We start from the raw sequence: 575 nt of genomic DNA on the forward strand, positions 1-575 counted from the left end.
AGAACATCAACTCCATCTACCCGGAGAGCGAGTTTCTGATCACCCTGCACGGGGCTTTCGCCCAGGCCGAGAGCGAGAGCACCAGTAGCCGGGCGCGCTGGGGCAAGCGTCAGGCCATGAAATCCGGCCATGTCGCCATGCAGTACAAGCAGCTGCTGGGCTATGAGAAGGGCCCCGACGGCAAGCCAAGGATCGTGCCGGAGCAGGCGGAGACCGTCCGCTTCATCTATGACCGCTATCTGGCCGGGGACAGCATCCGGGAGATCAAGGCGGCCCTGGAGGGCCAGGGAATTCCCACGGTCTCCGGAAAAGCAGAGTGGATGGCATCCCATATCAGGAGCATCCTGACCAACGAGAAATACTGCGGGGACGTCCTGCTCCAGAAGAACTTCATCCAGGACTGCATCAGCAAGAAGGTGATCCCCAATACCGGACAGCTCCCCAAATACCTGATTCAAAACCACCATGAGGGTATCGTCAGTCGGGAGACCTTCGACGCTGTCCAGCTGGAGATGGCTCGGCGGAACGCCAAGGCGGGCGACACGCGAAAGAGCACCCCCACCGGCCGGGGCAAG

At 61.2% G+C, this 575-nt stretch carries 1 protein-coding gene; it reads left to right on the plus strand.

Translation table 11 applies throughout. The annotated features are described in order from the left end of the window. Positions 1-575: recombinase family protein (locus HMPREF0372_RS20865; RefSeq protein WP_007494433.1), on the plus strand; the 575-nt coding region annotated here is incomplete at both ends.

Source organism: Flavonifractor plautii ATCC 29863, assembly GCF_000239295.1.
GTDB classification, from domain to species: Bacteria; Bacillota; Clostridia; order Oscillospirales; family Oscillospiraceae; genus Flavonifractor; species Flavonifractor plautii.